Raw genomic sequence first — 1,730 nt, 5'->3', positions numbered from 1 at the left:
AAATCCTGACTCGCTTAGGCTCGCCTGGATTCGGGGGAGAGGGGAGAAATCGTTCTTGTCGGTTTTCGAGAGGGAGTGTGATGTGCCCCCCCTTCCCCCATAACCTCCACACGCGGTGAGTGATTCATGTCTATTGTTTTGGCGTTTGATCAAGGTACGACCAGTTCTCGAGCGATTGTCTTCGATTCGAAGGGCAACATCCTGGGCGTCGCCCAACGCGAATTCACGCAGCACTATCCGCGTTCGGGATGGGTGGAACACGACGCCGAAGAAATCTGGCAGTCCCAACTGGCCGTCGGTCGCGAAGTGCTCGAGCAGTGCGGCTTTGGCGCCGCCGACGTGGCGGCGATCGGCATCACCAACCAGCGGGAGACCACGATTCTGTGGGATCGCGCTAGCGGCGAGCCGGTTCACAATGCGATCGTGTGGCAGGACCGCCGTACGGCCGAGTACTGCGATTCGCTGCACGCCGCTGGACATACCCAGACGGTGCAGGAGCGGACCGGATTGTTGATCGACCCTTATTTCTGTGCCACCAAGATCCGCTGGTTGCTCGATAACGTGCCGGGCGCACGCGAGCGTGCCGAGCGAGGCGAGTTGGCGTTTGGAACGGTCGACAGTTGGTTGTTCTGGAAGCTGACCGGCGGCCGTGTCCACGCCACCGACATCACCAACGCGTCGCGAACTCTGCTGTTGAATCTGGAAAGCGGTCAGTGGGATGACCAGATGCTTCAGTTGTTCGATATCCCGCGTTCGGTGCTGCCCGAGGTGTTGCCGTCGAGCCACCTGTACGGCGAATCGGATCCGGAGCTGTTCGGCGGAGCGATCAAGTTGGGCGGCGCGGCCGGTGACCAACAATCCGCGCTGTTCGGTCAGAACTGTACGCAGGTCGGGATGGCCAAAAATACCTATGGCACGGGTTGCTTTCTGTTGATGAACCTGGGCGAGCAAGCCAAACCGTCAAAGTGCAAGCTGCTGACCACCGTGGCCTGCACCACCGACCGGCGCCGGGAGTACGCTTTTGAAGGCAGCATCTTTATCGCCGGCGCGATCGTCCAGTGGTTGCGAGACGGGTTGGGGATCATCGACTCCTCCGAAGACGTCGAAGCGCTCGCGGCCACGGTGCCCGATACCGACGGCGTTTATTTGGTGCCCGCCTTTGCGGGGCTGGGCGCGCCGCACTGGGACGCCTACGCCCGCGGCACCATGGTCGGGCTGACCCGCGGCACGACCAAAGCCCATATCGCGCGAGCGGCTCTGGAAGGGATCGCGTTTCAGGTGGCCGACGTGCTGGACGCGATGCACAAGGATGCCGGGTTCGAGATCGAAGAGCTGCGCGTCGACGGCGGCGCGGCGGCCAACGATCTGTTGATGCAGTTCCAAGCCGATATCATCGGCGTCCCGGTGGTGCGGCCCAAAGTGATCGAGACGACGGCTCTGGGGGCGGCTTACCTGGCCGGCTTGTCCAGCGGTTTCTGGAACAGCCTCGACGAGATCTCCCAGGTCTGGCAGACCGAGCGTGTGTTCGAGCCGCAGATGAGCCGCGAAGAGGCGGCCACGCGCCGCGGCCGCTGGAACGCCGCCCTCGACCGCGCCCGCGCCTGGGAAAACACCCCGTAGCCGAAGTCGCCAGACTTTGGACGCGACTGACTCTAACAGAATCTACGTATGCGTTGGGACATTCGGTCACAGCAGCCACGCAGTGGCGGCAGGTTGTAGCCATGGGCGCG

At 62.8% G+C, this 1,730-nt stretch carries 1 protein-coding gene; it reads left to right on the top strand.

From position 1 onward, the window contains the following. Positions 1-126 precede the first annotated feature (126 nt). The gene (gene glpK, locus GE027_RS22490; RefSeq protein ID WP_153559476.1) at positions 127-1,620 is read left to right on the top strand and encodes a glycerol kinase GlpK; all 1,494 of its coding nucleotides are present in this window, start codon (positions 127-129) and stop codon (positions 1,618-1,620) included. Positions 1,621-1,730 lie beyond the last annotated feature (110 nt).

Origin of the sequence: Roseimaritima sediminicola, assembly GCF_009618275.1 — a bacterium.
GTDB lineage: Bacteria > Planctomycetota > Planctomycetia > Pirellulales > Pirellulaceae > Roseimaritima > Roseimaritima sediminicola.
Note: the sequence above shows the minus strand (reverse complement) of the source record. Positions and strands in the feature narration are given on the sequence as shown.